This is a genomic window from Streptomyces sp. NBC_01092 (genome assembly GCF_045039535.1).
Taxonomy (GTDB): domain Bacteria; phylum Actinomycetota; class Actinomycetes; order Streptomycetales; family Streptomycetaceae; genus Streptomyces.
Genome location: NZ_CP108659.1, coordinates 4,614,257 through 4,639,343, shown reverse-complemented (window position 1 = coordinate 4,639,343; position 25,087 = coordinate 4,614,257). Strand labels below are relative to the sequence as shown.

Below are 25,087 nucleotides of genomic sequence, written 5' to 3'. Positions count from 1 at the left end.
GTCAGCCCTTGTCCCCGGCGCTCCCGTACAACTCCCCGTACGACGGCCACACTCCACCCGGCCCGTCCACCGACTCGGCCGCGCGCACGGCCCGCACGATCGCCCGTGTCACCGCGTCGGCGCCCGCCGCGAGAATCTCGTTCAGCGCGAGCGGATGCCCGGCGAGCGGCCGCTCCCCGGTGGCCAGAGCGAACACGGTGTCCCCGTCGTTGAGCAGATGCACCGGCCGCACCGCGCGCGCGATGCCGTCGTGCGCGGTCCCGGCCAGCTTCTGAGCCTGTGCCTTCGACAGGTCCGCGTCGGTGGCGACCACGGCGAGCGTGGTGTTCAGCGGGGGCGGCGCGCTCTTCGCCGCGATCTCGGCGAGCCGCAGCCGTGCGGCTTGGTGCGCCTTCTCCTGCGGGTAGTCCACCCGTCCCTGCCACAACTCCCCGTACAGCGCGCCTGTTTCGGGATCCAAGGCCGACCCCACCGCGTTGGCCACGACGAGCGCGGCGACCGTGATCCCCGAGTCGAGGACGGTGCTCGCGGTGCCGATCCCGCCCTTGACCGGGCCGACGGCGGCCCCCGTGCCCGCGCCCACGCAGCCCTGAGGCACCGGCGCGCCGGGTTCGCTCGCCGCGGCCGCCTCGACCGCCGCCCGCCCGAAGGCCGCGTCCGGCCGGGCCCGGAAATCGCCGCCGCGCCCGAGATCGAAGACACAGGCCGCGGGCACCACCGGCACGACATGCGCCGGATCCACCCCGACCCGCACCCCGCGCCGCTGCTCCTCCAGCCAGGCCATCACGCCGGACGCCGCGTCGAGCCCGTACGCGCTGCCGCCCGTCAGCACGATCGCCTCGACCTTCTCCACGAGGTTGCGCGGATCGAGGGCGTCCGTCTCCTTGGTGCCGGGCCCGCCACCGCGCACATCCACGGCGGCGACGGCCCCGCCCTCGGGCGCGAGGACGACGGTGGTGCCGGTGAGCCAACCGCCGCCGATGCGCGTCTCGTGCCCCACCCGCAGTCCGGCGACATCTGTCAGAGCGTCAACTGTCATGGGCCCAGTCTCGTCCAGCCGGGCCCACCGAGGCAGGCACCGCTGGGCCGATCACGCCACGGGCGTCCGCGTCTGCGTCCTGCGCCCTCGGCCGGCCATCTGCGCTGTCAGCGTCTCTCCGGTCGCCACGGCCCAGCGCGGAGACGAGGTCGGCGGCGAGCACTGCCCGGGGGCCAGTCTCGTCCAGCCGGGCCCACCGAGGCAGGCAGCGCCGGGCCGATCACGCCACCGGTGTCCGCGTCTGCGTCCTCGGGCAGTCATCCGTGCCGTCAGCGTCTCTCCGGTCGCCACCGTCAGCGCGAGGCGAGGTCGGCGGCGAGCACTGCCCGGGGGCCAGTCTCGTCCAGCCGCGCCCACCGAGGCAGGCAGCGCCGGGCCGATCACGCCACCGGTGTCCGCGTCTCCGTCCTGCGCCCTCGGCCGGCCATTCGCGCCGTCAGCGTCTCCCCGGTCGCCACCGCCAGCGCCGAGACGAGGCCGGCCGCGAGCACCGCCCACTCGCCCAGGAACGTGCAGCAGATCACCAGCAGGGCCGTGGTCGGCAGCACCAGCTGCTGGGCAATGCCCACCTTGTAGTGGCGCGAGTGCAGCAGCCAGACCGTGAGCAGATACAGCGCCGTCGGCAAGGTCACCGCGGCCGACGCGGCCAGCGTCGAGATGTGCGCCTTGCCGACGGTCTGCTCGACCGCCACCTCCAGGCCGGCGCCGATCGCGGCCGCCGAGGCGAAGACCACATAGTGGCCGTAACCCCAGAGGAACGCCTGCTTGTTGGAACGCAGATGCCCGTGGATCGGCACCACGAAGTAGATCCACCAGGCCGCGAAGATGATCAGCAGCCCACCCGCGGCGATCGGCAGCACATCGCTCAGCGCGTCGTTCTCGTCGATGCCGGTCTTCACGGCCACCGTGGCCGCCGCGATGGTCTCGCCGAGCACGATGATCGTGAAGAGCCCGTACCGCTCGGCGATGTGGTGCGGGTGCCAGGACGTGGGGTGCGCCCTCTCGGCGAACGGCGGCACGCACAACTCCAGGGTCGCCATCACCAGGAACACCCAGGGTCTGACGTCCTCGGGCAGGACCACCAGGCCCACCCAGCCGATCTGGCACAGCAGCACGCCGCCGGCGTACCGCAGGGCCATGTTTCGTTCCGGCCCCTCGCTCGATCCGGCCACCCGCAGCCACTGCGTCACCAGGGCGAGCCGCATGATCACATAGCCCAGCACCACCGCCTGGTACTCGTGGTCCTCGAACGCCCGCGACACCCCGGCCGCCAGGACCAGCACACCGGCGATCTGGATCAGGGTGACGACCCGGTAGAGGATGTCGTCGTTGTCGTAGGCCGAGGCGAACCAGGTGAAGTTCATCCAGGCCCACCAGATGGCGAAGAACACCATCGCGTAGTTGAGGATCCCCTCGCCCGCGTGGCCCTCGGCGACCGCGTGCACCAACTGGATGCCGGCCTGGGCGATGGCCACGACGAAACACAGGTCGAAGAAGAGCTCCAGCGGAGTGGCGACCCGATGCGACTCACCCCGGCCACGGGCGGTGAGCCTGCGCAGCGGGCGACGGTGTCCGGGTGGAAGGGGAGAGCCCGGCGCGGGAGTGGAACTGGACGTCATGGGGTCAAGCACAGCAGATGGAGCGGGGATTTTCTTCCGTAGGGGATCACCCGCGTGGGACGGACGGGGATCGTCCTCGCGCGGGCCGCGGAAGCGGGGGTCGTGAAAACGGGGGTCGTGGAAGCGGGGGCCGTCGCGGTGCCGGCCGTCGCCGAGCGGGCGGTGGCCGTGGGGGCCGTACTCTGGACGCATGAGCACCGCCCCCGCCCCCGAGCCGCGCGAGCCGAAGGCCGCGCTGATCTTCGACGACCCGCTGGACCAGCAGTCCTCGGACGACACGGACCGTGGGTGGGGCGAGCGGCCGGGCGGCAGCGGCGACAGCGCGGCCGACCTGAAGCGGTTCCTCGACGAGAAGCCGCCCCACCACATCTGAGCCGTTACTGCTCGTTGTGCCCCGACCCGCGCTGGGCGACCAGCGCGTCGCGGATCTCCTTGAGCACCTCCAGCTCGGTCACCTCGATGATCTCGCGCGTGCCCTCCTTCGCCTTGCGGCGGGCCTCCACACGGGCCAGGTACTTCGCCATGGGCAGGACCATCAGGAAATAGACGACGGCAGCGGTGATCACGAAGCTGAGCGCGGCGCCGAGCACCGTGCCCCACAGGATCTGGATCCCCTGCTCGCCCTTGCACGTCGAGCTCAGGCACGAGCTGTAGTGATCGAGGTTCTTGGTGCCGATCGCTCCGACGAGCGGGTTGATGATGCCCTTCACCACCGCGTTCACGATGCTGGTGAAGGCGGCACCGATGACCACCGCCACCGCCAGATCGACGACGTTTCCGCGCATCAGGAAGGCCTTGAAGCCGTCCCAGACGCCCGGTTCCTTGTTCTCGCTCACTTCGGAGCCACCCCTCGCACACACAGCTTGTGGAACAGACCGCTCCGCAACCTACGTCAGCGCTCGGCCGTCCTGTCCAATGGGACCCCTCCATCGAGGGACTTGACAGCGGGTCGCGCTTGATCCGGCTCAGCACAGCGTCACCGCCAGGCGGGCCGTCGCGCCGGCCCCCGCGAGACGCGCCGCCGTGCCACGCGGCACCGACAGCACGACCAGCGCCCCGCTCTCCAGGGCGGCGTCCAGCGGCTCCGGAACCTTCGTCACCCGCGCCCCGCGCGCGACCACCCGGGCGTCGCCGCCCGTCGCCGTCTCCTGCGCGGCGATCACGTCGACGCGGTCCCCGGGCCGCAGCAACCGCACGGTGGCCCCGTCCGCGATCCGCACCGGCGCGGACACCCGCTCGACGGCCCGGTGTTGGCGCACCGGCTCCGCCACCGGATGTCCACGCGTCCGGTCGGCTTCCTGGGGCCCCGCCGCGACGAGCGCCGCAGCGGTCACGGCGAGCCCGGCCGCCACGGCCCGCCTGCGATGCCGGACCAGCCGGCGCAGCCGATATCGCCCGCCGCGCACCCGCACCGGAGCGAAGTGCGGCACCTCGCAGATGGCCGGGGCGTCGGTGCCCGGCGGAAGCGGAACGGCGGGGGAGGACGAGGTCGAGAACGGGAACGACGGAGCGACGGACATGAGGAGCACCACCTGGCGACGACGGAACGGCTTGCGAGCCCACGATGAGCCATCGCGCCGCCGCCCGCCGGGCCCCGTGGACTACCCACGGGTTGTGGAGAACTCCCCCACCCGAACGAGGAGTTCCGCCGCCCTCCCCACCCGAACGAGGAGTTCCGCCACCCTCCCCACGCTCACCCCACCGCCCACCTCACCCGCTACGGCAGAGCGAACCCCGGATCCATCCCGCCCAGCGCCTTCGCGCACAGGCAATCCCGCTCCCCGTTCGCCGGCAGCCCCGCCACCGCGTCGAACAGCACCCCCCGCAGCCGGTCGACGTTCGCCGCGAACACCTGCAGCACCTCGTCGTGGGAGACGCCCTCACCCGTCTCGGCGCCCGCGTCCAGGTCCGTGACCAGCGTCAACGACGTGTAGCAAAGTTCGAGTTCACGGGCGAGCGCCGCCTCGGGATGGCCCGTCATGCCCACCACCGACCAGCCCTGGGCCTGGTGCCACAACGACTCGGCGCGGGTCGAGAAGCGAGGCCCCTCCACCACGACCAGCGTGCCGCCGTCCACCGGCTCCCAGTCCCGCCCACGCGCCGCCTTGAGCGCGGCCGCGCGCCCGGTGGGGCAGTAGGGGTCGGCCAGCGAGACGTGCACCACGTTCGGCACGGTGCCGTCGGGCAGTGGCAGCCCGTCGAAGTAGGTGCCCACCCGGGACTTCGTGCGGTCGACCAGCTGGTCCGGCACCAGCAGCGTGCCCGGTCCGTACTCGGGCCGCAGGCCGCCCACCGCGCACGGGCCGAGGACCTGGCGTGCGCCGAGCGAGCGCAGCGCCCAGAGGTTGGCCCGGTAGTTGATCCGGTGCGGCGGCAGATGGTGGCCGCGTCCGTGCCGGGGCAGGAAGGCGACCCGCCGGCCGGCGATCTCGCCGAGGAAGAGGGAGTCGCTCGGCGGCCCGTAGGGGGTGTCCACCTGTATCTCGGTCACGTCGTCGAGGAACGAGTAGAAGCCGGAGCCGCCGATCACGCCGAGTTCTGCGTTCGCCTTGTTCGCCATGCCCGCACCCTAACCGGACCCGGATATGCCGAGGACCCCGTCGCCGGGTGACGACAGGGTCCTGTAAGACGGGGTCCCGTAAGAAAGGGTCCCTACGCGCGCGTAGGCCTTACGCGGCGGAGCTGCTGGAGGAGGTGCCCGTGCTCGACGACTTCGAGTCCGAGGAGGACGAAGACGAAGAGGAGGAGGTCGACGAGGACGAGTCCGACGAGGAGGACGACGACTTCGACGACGCCGGCGAGCTGCTCGACGAGGAGCCGCGGCTGTCGTTGCGGTAGAAGCCGGAGCCCTTGAAGACGATGCCGACCGCGGAGAACACCTTCTTGAGGCGACCCTGGCAGTTGGGGCACTCGGTCAGGGCGTCGTCGGTGAACTTCTGCACCGCCTCGAGGCCCTCGCCGCACGCGGTGCACTGGTACTGATAGGTGGGCACTGTCTTCCTCCTGGCACTCTCACTCGATGAGTGCTAACGACGGTCCATAGTGACGTATTCCAGCCGCTCAGTCCACTGCCACTGGCACGCGGTGACCCACGCCACGTGCGACCGTGCGGCTGCCGGACCGTGTCTCCAGCCGCGAGCGCAGCGCCACCAGGGTCGCGAGGGCCAGCAAAGTGCCGCCCATCGGCACCAGGAACCCGGCGCCACCCCAGAAGCGATCCTCCAGCTGCCCGGCGACCGTCACGGCGGCGGCCTGGCCGAGCGCCACCGCACCGGTGAGCCAGGTGAAGGCCTCGGTGCGGGCACCGGCCGGGACCAGACCGTCGACCAGCGTGTAGCCGGTGATCAGCGCGGGCGCGATGCACATGCCGACGAGCAGACCGAGGCCCGCCAGGACGAGCACCGAGTGTGCGGCCCACAGTCCGGACGCGGTCAGCGCCAGGGCGGCGTAGCCGACGAGGAGACGGCGCTGCGGGGCCACCTTCCAGGCGATGGCTCCGCAGACGATGCCGGAGATCATGTTGCCCGCGGCGAAGGTGCCGTACAGCACGCCATTAAGTCCGGGTTCGCCGATCGACTCGCTGAAGGCGGCCAGCGAGACCTGCATGCCGCCGAAGACGGCACCGATGCCGAGGAAGGCCACGATCAGCACGCGCACGCCGGGGATGCGCAGCGCGGAAGTGTGCTCCACGCGCGCGTGCCCGGCGAGGGTGACCGAGGGCTGGGTGCTCTTCTGCGCGGCGAACAGCAGACCGCCCAGCAGCGTCAGGGATGCCTCCGTGATCAGGCCGGCGGCCGGGTCGACGGCGGTGCACAGGGCGGTGGCGAGCAGCGGGCCGACGACGAAGGTCAGCTCGTCGGTGACCGACTCGAAGGCGGCCGCCGTCGTCATCAGGGGTGAGCCCTGGAGCTTCACGCCCCAGCGGGCCCGCACCATGGGGCCGACCTGCGGCACCGAGGCGCCGGTGGGCACGGCGGCGACGAACAGCGCCCACAGGGGCGCGTCGGTCAGGGCGAGCGTCGTCAGGGTCAGGCCGGACAGGGTGTGCAGCAGGACGCCGGGGATCAGGACGGCGCGCTGGCCGTGGCGGTCGGCGAGGCGGCCGCTGTAGGGCGCGAACAGCGCCATGGAGACGCCGGTGACGGCGGCGACGGCGCCCGCCGCACCGTAGGAACCCGTGGTGTGCTGCACGAGCAGCACGATGGAGAGGGTCAGCATCGCGAACGGCTGGCGTGCCGCGAAGCCGGGGAGCAGGAACGTCCAGGCGCCGCGGGTGCGCAGCAGCTGTCCGTATCCCGGGCGGGAGGAGGCGGGCGCGTCCTTCGACGGCTCGGTGGTGACCGTGGATGCCACGGCCCGTGCCTTTCTGCCACCTGGTAGCGCGGCCCCTACGGGTCGGGGGCGGCGCCGAGAGCTGTCCTCTTGCGCGGAACTGCGGTAGATACCGGCGTCCACTTCGAGGAAGGACGTCCCGGCCGCCATACGGTCGCGCCAGCTCTGCGTCAGGCAGAGTTGGTTCGATCTGGGTGCACCTGCATAGTACAGGGGAAAGCGCCCGGTGATCCTGTGAAAACGAGCACTCCGCGGCGCTCCACCTGCGATTAGCCAGGGCGTCCTCAGACCCCTTCAGGCTCTTTCAGCCCTCTTCAGACCCCTTCCGGCCCCCTCGGGCCCGGCCCCTCAGTTCGCCCCGTTCGTCCCCAGCCACCCGGCCAGCTTGCCCCCGGCGCCCACGGCACGCAGCCGGCGCTCGGCGGCGTCGCGCACCGGGTCCGTGGCGACGACGAGCAGTTCGTCCCCGCGCCGCAGCACCGTCGTCGGCAGCGGAACGAACGATTTTCCGCCGCGGACGACGAGGGTGACGGCGGCGCCCGCGGGCAGCCGCAGCTCGTTGATCTCGACGCCGTGCATCTTCGAGCCCTCGGGGATCGCGAAGGACAGCAGATGTCCGCGCAGCCGCTCCAGCGGCGCCGACTCGATGCCGAGGTCGGCGGGCGTGGGGCTCTGGCCGAGGTCCAGCTTGCGGGCGAGCCACGGCAGCGTCGGCCCCTGGATCAGGGTGTAGACGACGACCAGGACGAAGACGATGTTGAAGATCGTGCGGCTGCTCTCGACGCCGCTCACCATCGGGATCGTCGCCAGGATGATGGGCACGGCGCCGCGCAGCCCGGCCCAGGACATCAGGGCCTGCTCCCGCCAGGGCACGCGGAACGGCACCAGGCACGCGATGACGCTCAGCGGTCGCGCCACCATGGTCAGCACCAGCCCGATGACCAGCGCGGGCAGGATGTCGTCGCCCAGCTCGTGCGGGGTGACCAGCAGGCCGAGCAGGACGAACATGCCGATCTGGGCGATCCAGCCGACCCCGTCGGCGAACCCGCGCGTGGCAGGCCAGTGCGGCAGCTTCGCGTTGCCCATCACCATCGAGGCGAGATACACGGCGAGGAAGCCGCTGCCGTGCGCCATCGCGCCGGCCGCGTAGGCGGTGACGGCGATGGCCATGACGGCGATCGGGTAGAGGCCGGAGGCGGGCAGCGCCACGTGCCTGAGCCCCCAGGAGCCCAGGAAGCCCACCGCGATGCCGATGGCGGCGCCGATGGCCAGCTCCATGGCTATTTCGCCTGCCAGCACGTACCAGTGCTCGATCGGCCCGTGCTCGGAGAAGGCGACCACCAGGATGACCACGGGGGCGTCGTTGAAGCCGGACTCCGCCTCCAGGGTGCCCGTCACACGTGAGGGCAGCGGGATCTTCCGCAGTACGGAGAAGACCGCGGCGGCGTCGGTGGAGGAGACGACCGCCCCGATGATGAGCGCCTGCCGCCACTCAAGGCCGACCAGGTAGTGCGCGGCCGTCGCCGTGACCCCGACGCTCACCGTGACCCCGACCAGCGCCAGCGCGGAGGCGGCCGGCAGGGCCGGCTTGACCTCCTTCCACTTCGTGCCCAGACCGCCCTCGGCCAGGATCACGACCAGCGCCGCGTACCCGATGACCTGGGTCAGCTCGGCGTCGTCGAAGCGGATCCCGCCGATGCCGTCCTGACCCATGAGCACGCCGATGCCCAGGTACACGAGCAGGCTGGGGAGCCCGCTGCGCGAGGAGATCCGAACCGCTGCGACGGCGAGGAGCAGGACGAGCGAGCAGACGAGCAGGAGCTGGTTGAGGTCGTGGACAGTCAGCGGCCGTTCCCTTTCCCTGACCCACGCGCGCGCGTGGGCTCATGTACATAGGACACGAAGTGGCGGTTCTCCGCACCCAACTACTTCGTTACCTTACCTAACTCTTGACGATTTCTTGACGCTTCGGGGTGCATGATCGAACGTCCTTCCGTGCTGGTTCACCAGTCCGCGTCAAGTCCGACAGGACCCTGCGCCTATGGTTGCTCCAGCACTCCAGGACCGCCTGCCGCTCGCGTTAGGACAGCAAGGACAGCGATGCCCCCCAACACCACCGCCTCCACGGGTCAGCAGCCCGGCAAGTCCGGCAGGAAGAAGGGGCGCAAACTCCGCCTGCTAGTTCTCGTGCTGGTGCTGGCCGTCGTCGCGGGCGTCGCCGGTGGGGCGTACTGGTCCATCAGTACCGTGCGCGCCTCGTTCCCGCAGACCAAGGGATCGATCACGATCAAGGGCCTGTCCGGGCCCGTCGACGTGAAGCGCGACGGCTACGGCATCCCGCAGATCTACGCCTCCTCCGACGAGGACCTGTTCATGGCGCAGGGCTTCGTCCAGGCCCAGGACCGGTTCTGGGAGATGGACGTCCGCCGTCACATGACCTCCGGGCGCCTGTCGGAGATGTTCGGCAAGAGCCAGGTCGACAGTGACGAGTTCCTGCGCACCCTGGGCTGGGACCGGATCGCGAAGCAGGAGTACGACAAGACGCTGTCCGCGTCCACGAAGAAATACCTCCAGGCCTACGCCGCGGGTGTCAACGCCTACCTGGACGGCAAGGACGGCGAGGACATCTCCCTGGAGTACGCGGCCCTCGGCTTCACCAACGACTACAAGCCGCAGAAGTGGACCCCGGTCGACTCGGTCGCCTGGCTGAAGGCGATGGCCTGGGACCTGCGCGGCAACATGCAGGACGAGATCGACCGCGCCCTGATGACCAGCCGTCTCGGCCCCAAGGAGATCGCGGACCTGTACCCGCAGTACCCGTACGACCGCAACAAGACGATCGTCCAGGCGGGCCAGTACGACGAGGCCACCAAGACCTTCGGGCCGACGGGCTCCGCGTCCTCCGCGGGCTCGTCCGCGGGCGGCACGGCGGGCACGGGCACCTCCTCCGGCACCGCGGGCCTGCAGAGCCAGCTTTCGGGCCTCCAGGAGGTCCTGGACGACCTGCCGACCGCCGTCGGCGTGAACGGCAACGGCATCGGCTCCAACTCCTGGGTGGTCGCCGGGAAGTACACGATCACCGGCAAGCCGCTGCTGGCCAACGACCCGCACCTGTCGGCCTCGCTGCCGTCGGTCTGGTACCAGATGGGCCTGCACTGCCGCTCGGTCTCCAGCAAGTGCCAGTACGACGTCAGCGGCTACACCTTCGCGGGCATGCCCGGCGTGGTCATCGGCCACAACCAGAACATCTCCTGGGGCATGACCAACTCCGGCGCCGACGTCACCGACCTCTACCTGGAGAAGCTCTCCGGCGACGGCTACCTGTACGGCGGCAAGACGGTGCCCTTCACCTCGCGCGAGGAGACCATCAAGGTCGCCGGTGACTCGCCCAAGAAGATCGTCGTCCGGGAGACCAAGGACGGGATGCCCCTGCTGTCCGACCGCAGCGACGAGCTCGTGAAGGTCGGCAGGAAGGCCACCGTCGACGCCGCCGCCCCCGACCGCGGCGACGGCTACGGCATCGCGCTGCGCTGGACCGCGCTGGACCCGGGCACCACCATGGACGCCGTCTTCGCCATGGACAGGGCGAAGGACTGGACTGACTTCCGCGCCGCGGCGGCCCTGTTCGACGTGCCCTCGCAGAACCTGATCTACGCCGACACCGAGAACCACATCGGCTACACGCTGCCCGGAAAGATCCCCACGCGCGCGCAGGGCTACGACGGCTCCGTCCCGGTGCCGGGCTGGGAACCCAGGTCGCGCTGGACGGGCTACATCGACGACGACGAGCTGCCGTACGAGTACGACCCGGCCCGCGGTTACATCGTCACCGCCAACCAGGCCGTGGTCGACAAGGCCAAGTACCCGTACACGCTCACCACGGACTGGGGCTACGGCGCCCGCAGCCAGCGCATCACCGACCTGATCCAGTCGAAGATCGACGGCGGCGGCAAGATCTCCACCGACGACATGCGCCAGATGCAGCTCGACGACAGCAGCGAGATCGCCAAGCTGCTGGTGCCCAAGCTGCTCAAGATCGACATCGACGACAAGGACGTCCGCGAGGCGCAGGAGCTGCTGGAGGGCTGGGACTACACCCAGACCGCCGACTCGGCGGCCGCGGCCTACTTCAACTCGGTCTGGCGCAACATCCTCAAGCTCGCCTTCGGCAACAAGCTGCCCAAGGAACTGCGGGTCGAGGGCCAGTGCCTGTGGGTCGAGAAGGCCGACACCACCGGCCCGGTGGACGAGGGCGAGAGCAAGGTGCGCGAGTGCGGTGAGCGCGACGCGGACCAGGCGCAGCCGGACGGCGGCGACCGCTGGTTCGAGGTCGTGCGCAGCCTGATGGACGACGAGGACAGCGACTGGTGGAAGACGCCCTCCTCGGGCGCCCGACCCTCGGCCGACAACCGCGACGAGCTGTTCAGGCGCGCCATGATCGACGCCCGCTGGGAGCTGACCGCCAAGCTCGGCAAGGACATCGACACCTGGAACTGGGGCCGGCTGCACCGCCTGTTCCTGAAGAACCAGACTCTCGGCACCGAGGGCCCCGGTTTCCTCCAGTACGCCCTCAACCGCGGCCCCTGGAAGCTCAGCGGCGGCGAGGCCACGGTCAACGCCAGCGGCTGGAACGCGGCCGGCGGCTACGGCGTCGTCTGGGTGCCGTCGATGCGCATGGTGGTCAACCTCGGCGACCTCGACAAGTCGAAGTGGATCAACCTCACCGGCGCCTCCGGGCACGCCTACAACGCCCACTACACCGACCAGACGGACAAGTGGGCCGACGGCGAACTGCTCGACTGGTCCTTCACGGACGGCGCGGTCGACGAGAGCACGAGCGACACCCTCGTACTCAAGCCGTGACCCGCTGACGCCCGAACGGCACGAGGGGCCCTCCACGCGCGCGTGGAGGGCCCCTTCGCATGCGGAGCGCGGCTCAGGACTCCGGGAACCGGCGCACCCGCGACGGCGTCACCACCGCGTGCACCGGGCGGTCGTGCGGCTCCGCGGGGACGTGCTCGACGACCTCGGAGTCGTACAGCAGCACCACCAGCGCGGGCCGGGCCTGCGCGCGCTCCAGACGGGCGAGGACGCGGTCGTACGACCCGCCGCCGCGCCCCAGACGCATCCCGCGCGCGTCGACCGCCAGACCGGGCAGCAGCACGACGTCCGCGCCGGTCACCGCGTCCGGGCCGAGGCGCTCGCCGCCGGGCTCGAAGAGGGCCATCTTCCCGCCGTGTTGGACGCGGGCGAGGGAGTCCTGCCCGAAGTAGGTGCCCCAGTCGAGGTCGTTGTCGGGCAGGAGGGCGGGCAGGAGCACGCGGACGCCCCGGGCGCGCAGCGCGTCGAGGAGCGCGAGCGTGCCGGGTTCACTCCCCACGGAGACGTACGCCGCCACCACGCGCGCGTGCGCCAGCTCGGGCAGCTCCAGGGCTCGCCCCGCCAACTCGGTCGCCGTTTCCCGCAGGTCATCGGCCGTCAACCTGCTTCTTACCGAGATGAACTCTCGCCGCAACCTTCGCTTGTCAGTCTCGACCGGACGTCCGGAGTGAGTCACTGGTCGCACTCGTACCCTTCCTAATGCGCTCATATGAGAGTGAATTAACCGGAGCCTCAGATTCCCTGCAAAGGCACCGGATATGGTGTCGGGCATGACTCAGTCGCACCCTCGGATCAGCAAGGCTGTCATCCCCGCAGCGGGTCTGGGCACCCGCTTCCTGCCGGCCACCAAAGCCACTCCCAAGGAGATGCTGCCGGTCGTCGACAAGCCGGCGATCCAGTACGTGGTCGAAGAGGCCGCCTCGGCGGGCCTCGACGACGTCCTCATGATCACGGGCCGCAACAAGCGCCCCCTCGAGGACCACTTCGACCGCAACTACGAGCTGGAATCCGCTCTTCAGAAGAAGGGCGACGCCGGCCGGCTCGCCAAGGTGCAGGAGTCCAGCGACCTCGCGACCATGCACTACGTCCGCCAGGGCGACCCCAAGGGCCTCGGCCACGCCGTCCTGTGCGCCGCCCCGCACGTCGGCAACGAGCCCTTCGCCGTCCTCCTCGGCGACGACCTGATCGACCCGCGCGACCCGCTGCTCAAGCGGATGGTCGAGGTGCAGGAGCAGCGCGGCGGCAGCGTCATCGCGCTCATGGAGGTCGCACCCGAGCAGATCCACCTCTACGGCTGTGCGGCCGTGGACGCCACCGAGGACAGCGACGTCGTCAAGGTGCACGACCTCGTCGAGAAGCCGGCCGCGGCGGACGCCCCGTCGAACTACGCGATCATCGGCCGCTACGTCCTCGACCCGCACATCTTCGACATACTGCGCAAGACCGAGCCGGGTCGCGGCGGCGAGATCCAGCTCACCGACGCCCTCCAGCAGCTCTCGCAGGACGAGAAGGTCGGCGGCCCGGTGCACGGCGTCGTCTTCAAGGGCCGCCGCTATGACACCGGCGACCGCGGCGACTACCTGCGTGCCATTGTCAGACTCGCGTGCGAACGTGAAGACCTGGGCCCGGACTTCCGGACCTGGCTTCGCAGTTACGTAGCCGAGGAGATGTAGCGAGTTGAGCACCGCCGCGCCGCGCCCCGCCGGTCAGGACCACCTCTGGTCGGTGGACGAGCACCTGGAGGACATCCTCACGACCGTCCGCCCCCTCGAACCCATCGAGCTGCAACTGCTCGACGCCCAGGGCTGCGTCCTGGTCGACGACGTCACGGTGCAGGTCTCCCTGCCGCCGTTCGACAACAGCTCCATGGACGGGTACGCGGTGCGGGTCGCGGATGTCGCGGGCGCGAGCGAGGAGTTCCCGGCGGTCCTGGAGGTCGTCGGTGACGTCGCGGCGGGCCAGGCCGATCCGCCCCAGGTGGGCCCCGGCCAGGCCGCCCGCATCATGACCGGCGCCCCGCTGCCGCCCGGCGCCGAGACCGTCGTTCCGGTGGAGTGGACCGACGGAGGGCTCGGCGAGGGCCCGGTGACCGGGATGCGCGCCCGCAGCCTCGCCCCGGAGGGCGCGCACGGCCAGGTGCACATCTACCGGCCGGCCGAAGCACGCGCGCACGTGCGGGCGAAGGGCAGCGACGTCAAGGCCGGCGACAAGGCGCTCGAAGCGGGCACGGTCCTCGGGCCGTCCCAGATCGCCCTGCTCGCCGCCATCGGCCGGGGCACCGTTCGGGTGCGCCCGCGCCCGCGCGTGGTCGTGATGTCCACCGGCAGCGAACTCGTCCAGCCCGACGAGCAACTGGCCGAGGGCCAGATCTACGACTCCAACAGCTTCTCCCTGACCGCGGCCGCCCGCGACGCCGGCGCCATCGCCTACCGCGTGGGCGCCGTCGCCGACGACGCCGAGACGCTCCGGTCCACCGTCGAGGACCAGCTCGTGCGCGCCGACCTCATGGTCACCACGGGCGGCGTCAGCGTCGGGGCGTACGACGTCGTCAAGGAGGCGCTGTCGCACGTCGGCGACGAGGACGAAGCCGGCGGCGGCATCGACTTCCGCAAGCTCGCCATGCAGCCCGGCAAGCCCCAGGGCTTCGGCTCCATCGGCCCCGACCACACCCCGCTGCTCGCCCTGCCGGGCAACCCGGTGTCGTCGTACGTCTCCTTCGAGATCTTCGTGCGCCCCGCGATCCGCACCCTGATGGGCCTGAAGGACGTCCACCGGCCGCGCATGACAGCGACCCTCACCGCCGACAAGGCGCTGACCTCGCCGAAGGGGCGCAGACAGTTCCTGCGCGGAAAGTACGCGGACGGCGAAGTCCGGCCGGTCGGCGGCGCCGGATCGCACCTCATCGCGGCCCTCGCGCACGCGGACGCGCTGATCGTGGTCCCCGAGGACGTGGAGAGCGTCGAGCCCGGCAGCGAGGTCGAGGTGGTCCTGCTCGGCTGAGCCGCCCAGGTTGGCGGTACCGTGTCGCGCACAGCAGGCCCGTGCGCCGCACCGCGGCGGGCCCGGACCGGGAGCGCGACACCAGCATGAGCACGCAGGACCCACCCACCCAGGACCGCCTGACGCACATCGACGACGCGGGCGCGGCCCGGATGGTCGACGTCTCCGAGAAGGACGTGACCGCGCGCACCGCCCGCGCCAGCGGACGCGTCCTCGTCTCGCCCCGCGTGATCGAGCTGCTGCGCGGCGAGGGGGTCCCCAAGGGTGACGCCCTGGCCACCGCGCGTATCGCGGGCATCATGGGCGCCAAACGCACCCCCGACCTGATCCCGCTCTGCCACCCGCTCGCGCTCTCCGGTGTGAAACTGGATCTGTCGGTCGCGGACGACGCCGTGGAGATCCTGGCCACCGTGAAGACCACGGACCGCACGGGCGTCGAGATGGAGGCCCTCACCGCGGTCTCCGTCGCCGCGCTCACCGTGATCGACATGGTGAAGGCGGTCGACAAGGGAGCGGTCATCACGGACGTACGGGTCGAGGAGAAGACGGGCGGCAAGTCGGGCGACTGGAGCCGGTCATGACACTGGACGCATCAACCGGCGGCGCACTGCCCGCGCCGTACAGCGCCCTGGTGATCACCGCCTCCAACCGGGCTGCCGCCGGGGTCTACGAGGACAAGGGCGGCCCGCTGGTCGCCGACGGCCTGGGGGGCTTCGGCTTCGCCGTCGACGGACCGCGGATCGTGCCCGACGGCGACCCCGTGACGGCCGCGCTGCGCGCCGGCGTGGACGCCGGGTACGACGTCATCGTCACCACCGGCGGTACCGGCATCTCGCCCACCGACCGCACCCCCGAGGCCACCCGCGAGGTGATCGACCACGAGGTGCCGGGCATCGCGGAGGCCATCCGGGCGTTCGGCCGGGACAAGGTGCCGACCGCCGCGCTCTCCCGGGGCCTGGCCGGAGTGGCGCGGGGCACCCTGATCGTGAACCTGCCCGGCTCCAGCGGCGGGGTGAAGGACGGACTGGCCGTCCTGGAGCCCCTCCTGATCCACGCCGTCGACCAGATCCGCGGCGGCGACCACCCCAGACCGAGCAGCGGGGGTGCGAGCTGAACAGCCCATCCTGGCCCGTCGTGCTGGGGGACGGCGACGTCGTCCTCCGGCCGATAAAGATGCGCGACCAGCGGGCCTGGCGCGAGGTCAACCGGCGCAACCGGGACTGGCTGCGGCCGTGGGAGGCGACGATTCCGCCGCCCACGCCCAGCGGGCCGATCGCGCACCGGCCGACCTACCGTCAGATGGTCCGGCACCTGCGCTCCGAGGCGGGCGCGGGCCGGATGCTGCCGTTCGTCATCGAGTACCAGGGGCGGCTGGTCGGGCAGTTGACCGTGGCCGGGATCACCTGGGGCTCGATGTGTTCGGGTCATGTCGGCTACTGGGTGGACGAGGCGGTGGCGGGCCGCGGGGTGATGCCGACGGCCGTGGCGCTTGTCGTGGACCACTGTTTCCGGACCGTCGGTCTGCACCGCATCGAAGTCTGCATTCGCCCCGAGAACGGGCCCAGCCGCCGGGTCGTGGAGAAACTCGGATTCCGCGACGAGGGGCTGCGTCCGCGATATCTCCACATCGACGGAGCCTGGCGCGACCATCTCGTGTTCGCGCTCACCGCGGAAGAGGTCCCGGAGGGGCTGCTGAGCCGCTGGCAGCGGACACGCTCGCAGAAGGCGCCGCGCTCGAACCCGCAGAGCACCCGGCAGAACTCGCAGGGGAATCCCGCGTAGCACGGAAGGACCCTGGAAATTGAATAGGTGTTCGAAATTGATCGCCGGATGACCGGCTCGGGCATTAAATTCGCGCCCCGAGCGGGCTGCTGATCGCATCGGTCACAAAAAAAGTTCGAAATATCAGCCAGATCGTGCGACACACCGGCTCAATTGGCGGATGGCCTCACGCAAACCCCTCTACCGTGTGAGGCGTGAGCAGCAGCGGCCTCATCTACGCAGTCATTGTCGGGGCCTGGGCCGCCTACTTGGTGCCGATGTGGCTCCGTAGGCAGGACGAGCTGAACGAGGCCCGTCCGACGGAACGCTTCAGCACGGCCATCCGGTTGCTGTCCGGACGGGCGGGGATGGAGCGTCGGTACGCCAAGGACCTGCGCGCGCGCTCCACCGAGGAGGGGGAGCCCAGCGCCGATACCTCGGGCGATGCCACCGAGTCGGTGGACGTCCGGGCCTTCGCCATGCCTCCGACCCGTCCGCAGACCCAGGCGACGGTTCAGGCGCAGGCGTCCGGGCGCCCGGAGCCGACGAGAGAACCCGCCCGCGAACCGGTGGCCAAGCCGGCGTCCGAGCGCGCCGGCGGACCCGCGGCCGAACCGGGCTCCGGCCAGGCGGCCAAGGCGCGCAAGCGTGTGCCCGCGGCCCGGCGTTCCCCCTCGGACGAGGCTGCCGCGGCACGGGCCCGGCGCACGAAGGCGCTCGCACGCCGCAGGCGCACCACCGTCGTCCTCTTCATGGCCTTCACCCTCGGCGCGATCGTCGCCGCGGTCGGCGGGCTCGCGTTCCTGTGGGCGCCCGGCATTCCCGCCGTGCTCCTCAGCGGGTACATCGCGTATCTGCGGTCGCAGGAGCGCCGCCGCTTCGCCTACCAGATGGACCGGCGCCGCGCCGAGGCCGCCGCACAGCGGCTGCGCGAGCACGCACGCCAGTCCCGCCGCCGCGGGAGCGCCGACGCCGGGGCCGGTGCCGACGAGTCCGACGAGGGGCCCGAACCAGGCACCGATCCCGGGCTGTCCGCCCTCGCCGCGGACCGCCGTGCCCTCGTCGAGCAGACCGATCACGCCGAGTGGGTCGACCAGCAGCGCGAGCGGCAGCGCCGCCCCGGCCACGGGGACAGCTGGGACCCGGTCCCGGTGCCGCTGCCGACGTACGTGACGGCGCCGGTCGCGCCCCGCGCCTCCTCCGACGTGGACCTCGGTGCGCCGGACGCCTGGAGCTCGGCACGGTCGAGCCCCGTCGGCCGGGACCGGGAGGCGGGCGCCGAGGCCGCTGACGGGTCCGCGCGGGGTGCCGATTCGGGGGACGCCGGTCGCGAGGAGGAGAAGGGCGAGGGGGGCGGTCGTAGCGACGCACGCCGGGCCGCTTCCGCACGCCGTGCACGTGAGCGCGGCCGTACGCCGCTGTTCGACCAGTACGAGGACGGCGAGCGGCCGCGCGCGGCGAACGAGTAGCCGCACCCCGGGGCGGGCAGGAACGGATTTCCAAGCACGCCGATCGGGGTGCTAAAGTTTCACTCGTTGCAAGGGCCTGTGGCGCAGTCCGGTAGCGCACCTCGTTCGCATCGAGGGGGCCAGGGGTTCGAATCCCCTCAGGTCCACCGCAACAACTTCCCAAGGAAACTTGGGAGTTGGCGAGATCCCGTCCGATCGGTTGATCGGGCGGGATTTTTGTTGTCTCGGAGCCGAGCCCTGAGGGGGAGCGTGGCCAAGACCGCCGCACCGTTACCGACAGCAAGGCGTACGGCGCCGCTGCGGATCGTGGCCTTCCGGCGCTTTGTGACCGCCAGTCTGATCTCCGCGACCGGGTCCGCGATGGCGCCCCTCGCTCTCGCCTACGCGGTGATCGGGGAGGGCGGCGGGGCCGGGGACCTTGGTGTGGTGCTCGCCACGAACACCGTTCCGACCATCTTCTTCCTCCTCATGGGCGGCGTGCTCGCGGACCGTATGTCCCGCAGCCGCATGCTCTTCGTGGGCAATCTGCTGGCGGGCGCCGCCCAAGGGGCGCTCGCTGTGATCGTCGCCACGGGGCACGCCTCGACGACCACTGTCGCCGTCTGCGGCTTCCTCTCGGGGACGGCCGTCGCCTTCACACTGCCCGCCGCTCAGGGGGCCGTGGCCCAGATCGTGCCCGCCGAGCAGTTGCAGCAGGCCAACGCCCTGCTCCGGCTGCCGAGCAACGCCGTCAAGGTGCTCGGGCCGGCCGTCGGCGGCGCCATCGTCGCCTTCAGCGGCCCGGCCTGGGCGCTGGCCTGGGACGCGCTCACCTTCGCCGTGGCCGCCGTCCTGCTGCGCGGGCTGCGCCTGGACGCGCCCGTCCCCGTCACCACTGTGCTGAGTGACCTGCGGGAGGGCTGGACCGGCTTCTGGTCGCGGACCTGGGTGTGGACCTATACGGCCGCCGGGGCCGTCCTTGTCGCCGCGTGGCTGGCGGGGTTCCAGCTGCTCGGTCCGGTCGTCGCGGCGGAGCAGTACGGCGGGGCGCGTGACTGGGGGCTCGTGCAGGGCGCGTTCGCGGCGGGGCTGCTGGCCGGGACGGTGGTGTGTCTGCGCTGGCGGCCGTACCGCCTCCTGTTCGTGGCCGTCGCCGCCACTGCGCCGCTCGCCGGGCCCCTGCTCGCCATGGGGTGGGGACTGCCGCTGCCCTGGGTGCTGTTGGCGACGCTGCTCGCGGGCATCGGGCTCGACGTGGCCATCGTCGCGTGGGCGACGGCCTGTCAGCAGCATGTGCCGCAGGGCGAGTTGGGGCGGCTGAGCGCGTTCAACGGCGTCGGGGAGCGGTTGGCGATTCCGCTCGGCTATCTGATCACCGCGCTCGCGGTCGGCGTGTGGGACAACCGGACGGTGCTGGTGGCGTGCGGCGGTCTCGCGGTCGCCGCAGCCGCCCTCAACCTGTGTGTGCGGGACGTGTACCGCATCAACGCCACCGGGAAGTGACCGCTACAGCGCCTTGGCGAAACACAGGCTCAGCTCGTGGAAGCGGTAGAAGCCGAACTTCCCGCACGGCTCGTATCCGCTGGACTCGTACAGCGCCACCGCCTCCGGCTGCTTGGCGCCGGTCTCCAGCACCATGCGGATGCGGCCCGCCGCCCGTGCGTCGTCCTCCAGCGCGGCCAGGATGCGTCGCGCCAGGCCCCGGCCGCGCATCGAGTCGACCACGTACATCCGCTTGAGCTCGGCGTCCCCGTCCTGGTTGCCCTCGCCGTTGTCGTCCTGGGCCCGCCAGCCGCCGGACGCGACGGGGGTGCCCAGCTCGTCGTACGCGATCAGGTACAGGCCGTTCGGCGGATCGAAGTCGGTCGGGGCGAGGGGCGTGGCGTCGCCCTCGTCGCCGTAGCGGACGGCGTACTCGCCTTGGACCTGGTTGTTGAGCTTCACCGCGTCGGGGTGGTCGAACGAGACGCTACGTATATTCATTCTATGTACCGTATATCAATTCAAGATCAAGAAGTTCCAGAACCGGACACCGTCCAGTGTGCCGGTAGGGTGCCGTGGTGCTCACTGTGACCTCTGTGAATGTGAACGGGCTGCGGGCCGCCACGAAGAAGGGCTTCGTGGAGTGGCTCGCCGGTACCGAGGCCGACGTGCTGTGTCTTCAGGAGGTGCGCGCCGAGCCGCAGCAGCTGCCCGAGCACGTCCGCACGCCGGACGGCTGGCATGTCGTGCACGCGCCCGCCGCCGCCAAGGGCCGCGCCGGCGTCTCCCTCTACACCCGCCGTGAGCCGGACCGCATCCAGGTCGGTTTCGGCTCGGCGGAGTTCGACGGCAGCGGCCGCTACGTCGAGGCCGACCTGCCGGGTGTGACGGTCGCCTCCCTCTACCTCCCCTCCGGCGAGGTCGGCACCGAGCGCCAGGACGAGAAGGTCCGCTTCATGGACGAGTTCCTGGCCTATCTGAAGGGGCTCAGGGAGCGGGCCGCCGCCGACGGGCGCGAGGTCCTCGTCTGCGGCGACTGGAACATCGCCCACCAGCAGGCCGACCTGAAGAACTGGCGCGGCAACACCAAGAACTCCGGGTTCCTGCCTCAGGAGCGGGAGTGGCTGACCGAGGTCTTCGACCCCTCCGCCGGCGGCTACGTCGATGTCGTGCGGTCGCTGCATCCGGACGCGGAGGGGCCGTACTCCTGGTGGTCGTACCGGGGGCGGGCCTTCGACAACGACACCGGATGGCGCATCGACTACCACGTGGCGACGCCCGGGCTCGCCGCGCGGGCGGTCAAGGGTCATGTCGAGCGCGCGGCGACGCATGCCGAGCGGTGGTCGGATCATGCCCCGGTGACGGTGGTCTACGAGCGTTAGTCCCGCTCGCTCTGCTTACGCAGTCGCCGGTCCAGCGCCAGGGAAAGCTCCGCCTCCACCACGCTCCGGGCGAGCGGCCGCAGGCGGTGGAGGTCGTCCTCCTCCGCGTAGCGGAGCACCAGGGCGGCGAACATCTCCGCGAGGTCGTCCACGTGTTCGCGGACCCGTTTCCCGGCCGCCAGGACCTCCGCGAGGGGGATGCCCTCGCGGACCAGGGCCGAGGAGACGTCCAGCAGGCGGCGGCTGATGTGGACGATCTCGTCGCCGTCGGTGCCCAGGTAGCCGAGGTCCAGCGCGGCGGCAAGGTTGTCCGGGGTGACCTGGCCCTCGAAGCGGGCGGCGAGTTCCTCGGGGGTGAGGCGGACCGGCTCCTCCTCGGTCGGGGTGACGCCGAGGACGTCGGCGACGTCGCGGCCGTGGTCGAGGGCCTCCGCCAGTTCCGCGATGCCGGTGAGGGTGTGGCCGCGCTCCAGCAGGGCCGCGATGGTGCGCAGCCGGGCCAGGTGGTGGTCGTCGTACCAGGCGATGCGACCCTCGCGCCGTGGTGGCGGGATCAGCTTGCGTTCTCGGTAGAAGCGCAGGGTGCGCACCGTGATGCCGGCCAGTCGGGCGAGCTCCTCCATGCGGTATTCACGCGTCTCGGTCACCCCGGAACCTTAATTCGTACCGCGGGTAACTTTCCTCGTCCCGACCCCTACCGGTCGGTACGGACCTCCTCTACTCTCCCCATTGCGCCAGTGTTCACTGGCGTGGTTCCGGTTGAGGTGTTGAAGCAAATGAAGTGTGGAGGCACAGGCATGGCCGAACGCGAACATGTGCGGGTCGCGGTGGTCGGGTCCGGGTTCGGCGGACTGGGGGCCGCCGTACGGCTGCGGCGCGAGGGCGTCACCGACTTCGTCGTCCTGGAGCGCGCCGACAGCGTCGGCGGCACCTGGCGGGACAACAGCTATCCGGGGTGTGCGTGCGATGTGCCGTCCCATCTGTACTCCTTCTCCTTCGCGCCCAACCCCGACTGGCCGCGCACCTTCTCCGGGCAGGAGCACATCCGCGCCTACCTGGAGCACGTCACGGACGTCTTCCGGCTGCGGCCGCACATCCGCCTCAACTCGGAGGTGAAGCGGATGACCTGGAACGGTGAGCGGCTGTGCTGGGACATCGAGACCAGCAGCGGGAGTCTGTCGGCCGACCTCGTCGTCTCCGCCACCGGGCCGCTCTCCGACCCGAAGGTCCCCGACATCGCGGGGCTCGACTCCTTCCCGGGCAAGGTCTTCCACTCCGCCCGCTGGGACCACGACTACGACCTGCGCGGCAAGCGCGTCGCCATGGTCGGCACCGGCGCCTCCGCCATCCAGATCGTGCCGTCCATCCAGCCCGAGGTCGAGCGGCTCACGCTCTTCCAGCGCACCCCGCCCTGGGTCATGCCCCGCGTCGACCGCGCCATCAGCGGCGCCGAGCGCTCCCTGCACCGGGCCCTGCCCTTCACCACCCAGCTGCGCCGCGGTCTGCTGTGGGGCATCCGGGAGCTCCAGGTCCAGGCGTTCACCAAGCACCCCAATGAGCTGGGCTTCATCGAGCGGCTGGCCAAGCAGAACATGGCCCGCGCGATCAAGGACCCGGCCCTGCGCGCCAAGCTGACCCCCGACTACCGCATCGGCTGCAAGCGGATCCTGCTGAGCAGCACGTACTACCCGGCGCTCGCCCGGCCCAACGTGGACGTGGTCGCCAGCGGGCTCAGCGAGATCCGCGGCTCCACGGTCGTCGCCGCCGACGGCACCGAGGCCGAGGTCGACGCGATCGTGTTCGGGACCGGGTTCCACGTCACCGACATGCCGATCGCCGAGCGGGTGGTGGGCGCCGATGGCAAGAGCCTCGCCGAGGCGTGGAAGGACGGGATGGAAGCGCTGCGGGGGGCCTCCGCCGCCGGGTTCCCGAACTGGATGACCATCATCGGGCCCAACACCGGCCTCGGGAACTCGTCCATGATCCTCATGATCGAGTCCCAGCTGAACTACATGGCCGACTTCGTACGGCAGCTCGACGTCCTCGGCGGCCGGGTCGCCCTCGACGCCCGCCCCAGCGCCGTGCACACCTGGAACCGGCAGGTGCAGGAGCGTATGAAGCGGACGGTGTGGAACACGGGCGGCTGCACCAGCTGGTACCTCGACGCCGCCGGCCGCAACACGACCGTCTGGCCCGGTACGACGAGCGAGTTCCGGCGGGCCACGCGCAGCGTGGATCTCGCGGAGTACACAGTCGTGCGGGCGTCCGCCGACGCCAGGCAGAGCGCGGAGGTGACCGCGTGAGCCGCCTGATGCACGTCGCCTCCGGGCCGTACGCCCCGCCCGCCCCCGCCCGTGAGCTGGCGGTCGTGTCCGCCGACGGCGCCCGGCTGCACGTCGAGCTGCACGGCCTGGTCGACGACCCGAGCGCCCCCGCCGTCGTCCTCGCGCACGGCTGGTCCTGCTCGACCGCCTTCTGGGCGGCGCAGATCCGCGAACTGGCCGTCGACCACCGGGTCGTCGCCTACGACCAGCGCGGCCACGGACGCAGCCCGGCGAGCCCGGACTACGGCACCGAAGCCCTCGCCGACGACCTCGAAGCCGTCCTGAGGGCGACGCTCGCACCCGGCGAGAAGGCCGTGATCGTCGGGCACTCCATGGGCGGCATGACGGTGATGGCCGCCGCTGCGCGCCCGGGCTTTCGTGAGCATGCCGCCGCCGCCCTGCTGTGCAGCACCGGAGCCTCGCGGCTGGTCGCCGAGTCGACGGTCATACCGATACGCGCGGGCCGGCTGCGCACCTGGCTGACCGGACGCGTCCTCGGCTCCCGGGCGCCGCTCGGGCCGGTCACGCCGATCGCCCGGGCCATCCTCAAGTACGCGACGATGGGCCCCGGTTCGGCCCCGCAGATGGTCGAGGCATGCGCGCGGATCGTGCACGCGTGCCCGCGCAAGGTGCGCCACGCCTGGTCGCGGGTGCTCGACCTGCTCGATCTCGACCACGGCGTCCGCGAGCTGGCGGTGCCGACCGCGGTGATCGTCGGCACGGCCGACCGGCTGACCCCGCCCGTGCACGCGCGCTCCCTGGCCGCCGCGCTGCCGCACTGCCTCGGCGTCACCGAACTGCCCGGCCTCGGGCACATGACGCCGATCGAGGCACCCGAGCTGGTGACCGCGAAGATACGGGAACTCGTCCCGACAACCCCCAGGGCCACGACGTACACGCAGGTGAAGGAGGGCGCATGAGCAAGGTGAGCCTCGAAGGACAGGTCGCCGTCGTCACGGGTGCGGCGCGGGGCGTGGGGGAGCTGCTCGCCCGCAAGCTCTCCGCGCGCGGCGCCACGGTGGCGCTGGTCGGCCTTGAGCCGGACGCCCTCAAGCAGGTCGCCGAGCGGCTGCACGGCGACAGCGGCCACTGGTACGCCGACGTGACCGACCACGAGGCGATGGCCCGCGTGGCGCAGGAGGTCAAGGAGCGGTTCGGGAAGGTCGACATCGTCGTCGCCAACGCGGGTGTCGCGAGCGGCGGGCCGTTCGTCGACTCCGACCCCGAGGCATGGCGGCGGGTCATCGAGGTCAACCTCATCGGGTCGGCGGTGACGGCCCGGGCGTTCTTGCCGGTGCTGATGGAGAGCCGGGGCTATCTGCTGCAGATCGCCTCGCTCGCGGCGATCACCCCGGCGCCGATGATGACCGCGTACTGCGCGTCCAAGTCGGGCGTGGAGGCGTACGCGCACAGTCTGCGGGCCGAAGTCGGTTACAAGGGCGTGCGGGTGGGGGTCGGGTATCTGTCCTGGACCGACACGGACATGGTGCGCGGCGCCGATCAGGACGACGTCATGCGGGAGTTGAGGAAGCGGCTGCCGTGGCCGTCCAACAAGACCTATCCGCTGGGGCCGGCGGTCGACCGGATCGTGGCCGGGATCGAGCGGCGCTCCAGCCATGTGTACGCGCAGTGGTGGCTGCGCGGGATGCAGGGTGTGCGCGGGTATCTGCCGGGGCTCATCGGGACGGTGGGGCAACGGGAGATGCGGCGGTTCGGAGACCGGCTGGTGGGGGTGCGGACCGGGCTGGTCGGAGCGGGCGGCGCGGCCGATGAGCAGGAGCGTATTACGCGCCGTAACTGATCGACATGCGCAGGGTTA

The 25,087-nt window shown here is 71.2% G+C and carries 24 protein-coding genes and 1 tRNA gene; 14 read left to right on the top strand and 11 right to left on the bottom strand.

The window, feature by feature from the left end; genetic code table 11:
- Position 1: 1 nt before the first annotated feature.
- Together OG254_RS20775 and OG254_RS20770 are read right to left on the bottom strand one after the other, a co-directional pair.
- Positions 2–1,039: a P1 family peptidase gene (locus tag OG254_RS20775; RefSeq protein WP_405583812.1), complete on the bottom strand. Its 1,038-nt coding sequence runs from the start codon at positions 1,037–1,039 to the stop codon at positions 2–4.
- Positions 1,040–1,419: 380 nt separating this feature from the next.
- Positions 1,420–2,658, bottom strand: coding sequence for a low temperature requirement protein A (locus OG254_RS20770; RefSeq protein ID WP_405583810.1), 1,239 nt, complete (start codon positions 2,656–2,658; stop codon positions 1,420–1,422).
- Positions 2,659–2,848: 190 nt separating this feature from the next.
- On the opposite strand from OG254_RS20770, the gene OG254_RS20765 reads away from it, so the two are divergent.
- Positions 2,849–3,031: a hypothetical protein gene (locus OG254_RS20765; protein WP_147999796.1), complete on the top strand. Its 183-nt coding sequence runs from the start codon at positions 2,849–2,851 to the stop codon at positions 3,029–3,031.
- Positions 3,032–3,035: 4 nt separating this feature from the next.
- Here OG254_RS20765 and mscL read toward each other — a convergent pair whose 3' ends face one another.
- The 6 genes from mscL to OG254_RS20735 form a co-directional block, all read right to left on the bottom strand.
- On the bottom strand, positions 3,036–3,494 hold the full coding sequence (gene mscL / locus OG254_RS20760) for a large conductance mechanosensitive channel protein MscL (RefSeq protein ID WP_405583808.1): 459 nt from the start codon (positions 3,492–3,494) through the stop codon (positions 3,036–3,038).
- 129 nt (positions 3,495–3,623) lie between these two features.
- Positions 3,624–4,178, bottom strand: coding sequence for a hypothetical protein (locus OG254_RS20755; RefSeq protein ID WP_405583806.1), 555 nt, complete (start codon positions 4,176–4,178; stop codon positions 3,624–3,626).
- A 197-nt stretch (positions 4,179–4,375) separates the two neighbouring features.
- Entirely contained in the window at positions 4,376–5,218 is an 843-nt protein-coding gene (locus OG254_RS20750; protein WP_405583804.1) for an S-methyl-5'-thioadenosine phosphorylase, read from the bottom strand.
- A gap of 109 nt (positions 5,219–5,327) precedes the next feature.
- The gene (locus tag OG254_RS20745) at positions 5,328–5,651 is read right to left on the bottom strand and encodes an FmdB family zinc ribbon protein (protein ID WP_351194617.1); all 324 of its coding nucleotides are present in this window, start codon (positions 5,649–5,651) and stop codon (positions 5,328–5,330) included.
- Between the two features lie 67 nt (positions 5,652–5,718).
- A complete protein-coding gene (locus OG254_RS20740; protein ID WP_405583802.1) occupies positions 5,719–7,011 on the bottom strand; it encodes an MFS transporter in 1,293 nt (430 codons plus the stop codon).
- 327 nt (positions 7,012–7,338) lie between these two features.
- Positions 7,339–8,835 carry a potassium/proton antiporter gene (locus OG254_RS20735; RefSeq protein WP_405595104.1) on the bottom strand — a complete coding sequence of 499 codons (1,497 nt, stop codon included), beginning with the start codon at positions 8,833–8,835 and terminating at the stop codon, positions 7,339–7,341.
- A gap of 255 nt (positions 8,836–9,090) precedes the next feature.
- Here OG254_RS20735 and OG254_RS20730 point away from each other — a divergent pair, with 255 nt between their 5' ends.
- A complete protein-coding gene (locus OG254_RS20730) occupies positions 9,091–11,853 on the top strand; it encodes a penicillin acylase family protein (protein WP_405583800.1) in 2,763 nt (920 codons plus the stop codon).
- A gap of 73 nt (positions 11,854–11,926) precedes the next feature.
- Here OG254_RS20730 and OG254_RS20725 read toward each other — a convergent pair whose 3' ends face one another.
- The gene (locus OG254_RS20725; RefSeq protein WP_405583798.1) at positions 11,927–12,580 is read right to left on the bottom strand and encodes a 5-formyltetrahydrofolate cyclo-ligase; all 654 of its coding nucleotides are present in this window, start codon (positions 12,578–12,580) and stop codon (positions 11,927–11,929) included.
- A gap of 61 nt (positions 12,581–12,641) precedes the next feature.
- Between OG254_RS20725 and galU the strand changes: the two genes are divergently transcribed.
- The 8 genes from galU to OG254_RS20685 all read left to right on the top strand — a co-directional run bounded on the left by galU (position 12,642) and on the right by OG254_RS20685 (position 19,583).
- On the top strand, positions 12,642–13,544 hold the full coding sequence (gene galU / locus OG254_RS20720) for a UTP--glucose-1-phosphate uridylyltransferase GalU (protein ID WP_147999788.1): 903 nt from the start codon (positions 12,642–12,644) through the stop codon (positions 13,542–13,544).
- A gap of 4 nt (positions 13,545–13,548) precedes the next feature.
- On the top strand, positions 13,549–14,871 hold the full coding sequence (glp, locus tag OG254_RS20715) for a gephyrin-like molybdotransferase Glp (RefSeq protein WP_405583796.1): 1,323 nt from the start codon (positions 13,549–13,551) through the stop codon (positions 14,869–14,871).
- 86 nt (positions 14,872–14,957) lie between these two features.
- A complete protein-coding gene (moaC, locus tag OG254_RS20710) occupies positions 14,958–15,452 on the top strand; it encodes a cyclic pyranopterin monophosphate synthase MoaC (RefSeq protein WP_148000538.1) in 495 nt (164 codons plus the stop codon).
- A complete protein-coding gene (locus OG254_RS20705) occupies positions 15,449–15,985 on the top strand; it encodes a molybdenum cofactor biosynthesis protein B (RefSeq protein WP_405583794.1) in 537 nt (178 codons plus the stop codon). The genes moaC and OG254_RS20705 overlap by 4 nt, the downstream gene beginning before the upstream one ends.
- A 20-nt stretch (positions 15,986–16,005) precedes the next feature.
- Positions 16,006–16,653, top strand: coding sequence for a GNAT family protein (locus OG254_RS20700; RefSeq protein WP_351194609.1), 648 nt, complete (start codon positions 16,006–16,008; stop codon positions 16,651–16,653).
- Positions 16,654–16,847: 194 nt separating this feature from the next.
- Positions 16,848–18,101 carry a gephyrin-like molybdotransferase receptor GlpR gene (glpR, locus tag OG254_RS20695; RefSeq protein ID WP_405583791.1) on the top strand — a complete coding sequence of 418 codons (1,254 nt, stop codon included), beginning with the start codon at positions 16,848–16,850 and terminating at the stop codon, positions 18,099–18,101.
- A gap of 72 nt (positions 18,102–18,173) precedes the next feature.
- Positions 18,174–18,247 (top strand) — tRNA-Ala (locus OG254_RS20690).
- A gap of 103 nt (positions 18,248–18,350) precedes the next feature.
- Positions 18,351–19,583: an MFS transporter gene (locus OG254_RS20685; RefSeq protein WP_405583789.1), complete on the top strand. Its 1,233-nt coding sequence runs from the start codon at positions 18,351–18,353 to the stop codon at positions 19,581–19,583.
- A 3-nt stretch (positions 19,584–19,586) separates the two neighbouring features.
- Here OG254_RS20685 and OG254_RS20680 read toward each other — a convergent pair whose 3' ends face one another.
- Positions 19,587–20,063, bottom strand: coding sequence for a GNAT family N-acetyltransferase (locus tag OG254_RS20680; RefSeq protein ID WP_405583787.1), 477 nt, complete (start codon positions 20,061–20,063; stop codon positions 19,587–19,589).
- 77 nt (positions 20,064–20,140) lie between these two features.
- On the opposite strand from OG254_RS20680, the gene OG254_RS20675 reads away from it, so the two are divergent.
- Complete coding sequence (locus OG254_RS20675) at positions 20,141–20,944, top strand: exodeoxyribonuclease III (RefSeq protein ID WP_351194602.1); 804 nt, start codon at positions 20,141–20,143, stop codon at positions 20,942–20,944.
- Here the strand turns inward: OG254_RS20675 and OG254_RS20670 are convergent.
- On the bottom strand, positions 20,941–21,567 hold the full coding sequence (locus OG254_RS20670) for a MerR family transcriptional regulator (protein ID WP_351194644.1): 627 nt from the start codon (positions 21,565–21,567) through the stop codon (positions 20,941–20,943). The genes OG254_RS20675 and OG254_RS20670 overlap by 4 nt on opposite strands.
- A 174-nt stretch (positions 21,568–21,741) precedes the next feature.
- On the opposite strand from OG254_RS20670, the gene OG254_RS20665 reads away from it, so the two are divergent.
- Genes OG254_RS20665 through OG254_RS20655 form a run of 3 tightly spaced genes read left to right on the top strand, consistent with a single transcriptional unit; the run spans position 21,742 to position 25,069 of the window.
- Positions 21,742–23,247, top strand: a complete 1,506-nt coding sequence (locus tag OG254_RS20665; protein WP_405583784.1) for a flavin-containing monooxygenase — start codon at positions 21,742–21,744, stop codon at positions 23,245–23,247.
- Complete coding sequence (locus tag OG254_RS20660; protein WP_405583782.1) at positions 23,244–24,188, top strand: alpha/beta fold hydrolase; 945 nt, start codon at positions 23,244–23,246, stop codon at positions 24,186–24,188. The genes OG254_RS20665 and OG254_RS20660 overlap by 4 nt, the downstream gene beginning before the upstream one ends.
- Positions 24,185–25,069, top strand: coding sequence for an SDR family oxidoreductase (locus OG254_RS20655; protein WP_405583780.1), 885 nt, complete (start codon positions 24,185–24,187; stop codon positions 25,067–25,069). Before OG254_RS20660 ends, OG254_RS20655 begins: the two co-directional genes overlap by 4 nt.
- Positions 25,070–25,087 lie beyond the last annotated feature (18 nt).

What these genes read in the sequence shown, in the direction of transcription:
- moaC (WP_148000538.1), top strand. Translation starts at nt 14,958, where the DNA reads ATGAGCACGCAGGACCCACCCACCCAGGACCGCCTGACGCACATCGAC.
- OG254_RS20655 (WP_405583780.1), top strand. Translation starts at nt 24,185, where the DNA reads ATGAGCAAGGTGAGCCTCGAAGGACAGGTCGCCGTCGTCACGGGTGCG.
- galU (WP_147999788.1), top strand. Translation starts at nt 12,642, where the DNA reads ATGACTCAGTCGCACCCTCGGATCAGCAAGGCTGTCATCCCCGCAGCG.
- OG254_RS20770 (WP_405583810.1), bottom strand. Translation starts at nt 2,658, where the DNA reads ATGACGTCCAGTTCCACTCCCGCGCCGGGCTCTCCCCTTCCACCCGGA.
- OG254_RS20730 (WP_405583800.1), top strand. Translation starts at nt 9,091, where the DNA reads ATGCCCCCCAACACCACCGCCTCCACGGGTCAGCAGCCCGGCAAGTCC.
- OG254_RS20705 (WP_405583794.1), top strand. Translation starts at nt 15,449, where the DNA reads ATGACACTGGACGCATCAACCGGCGGCGCACTGCCCGCGCCGTACAGC.
- OG254_RS20665 (WP_405583784.1), top strand. Translation starts at nt 21,742, where the DNA reads ATGGCCGAACGCGAACATGTGCGGGTCGCGGTGGTCGGGTCCGGGTTC.
- OG254_RS20775 (WP_405583812.1), bottom strand. Translation starts at nt 1,039, where the DNA reads ATGACAGTTGACGCTCTGACAGATGTCGCCGGACTGCGGGTGGGGCAC.
- OG254_RS20670 (WP_351194644.1), bottom strand. Translation starts at nt 21,567, where the DNA reads ATGGAGGAGCTCGCCCGACTGGCCGGCATCACGGTGCGCACCCTGCGC.
- OG254_RS20750 (WP_405583804.1), bottom strand. Translation starts at nt 5,218, where the DNA reads ATGGCGAACAAGGCGAACGCAGAACTCGGCGTGATCGGCGGCTCCGGC.
- OG254_RS20765 (WP_147999796.1), top strand. Translation starts at nt 2,849, where the DNA reads ATGAGCACCGCCCCCGCCCCCGAGCCGCGCGAGCCGAAGGCCGCGCTG.
- OG254_RS20725 (WP_405583798.1), bottom strand. Translation starts at nt 12,580, where the DNA reads ATGAGCGCATTAGGAAGGGTACGAGTGCGACCAGTGACTCACTCCGGA.
- OG254_RS20755 (WP_405583806.1), bottom strand. Translation starts at nt 4,178, where the DNA reads ATGTCCGTCGCTCCGTCGTTCCCGTTCTCGACCTCGTCCTCCCCCGCC.
- OG254_RS20680 (WP_405583787.1), bottom strand. Translation starts at nt 20,063, where the DNA reads ATGAATATACGTAGCGTCTCGTTCGACCACCCCGACGCGGTGAAGCTC.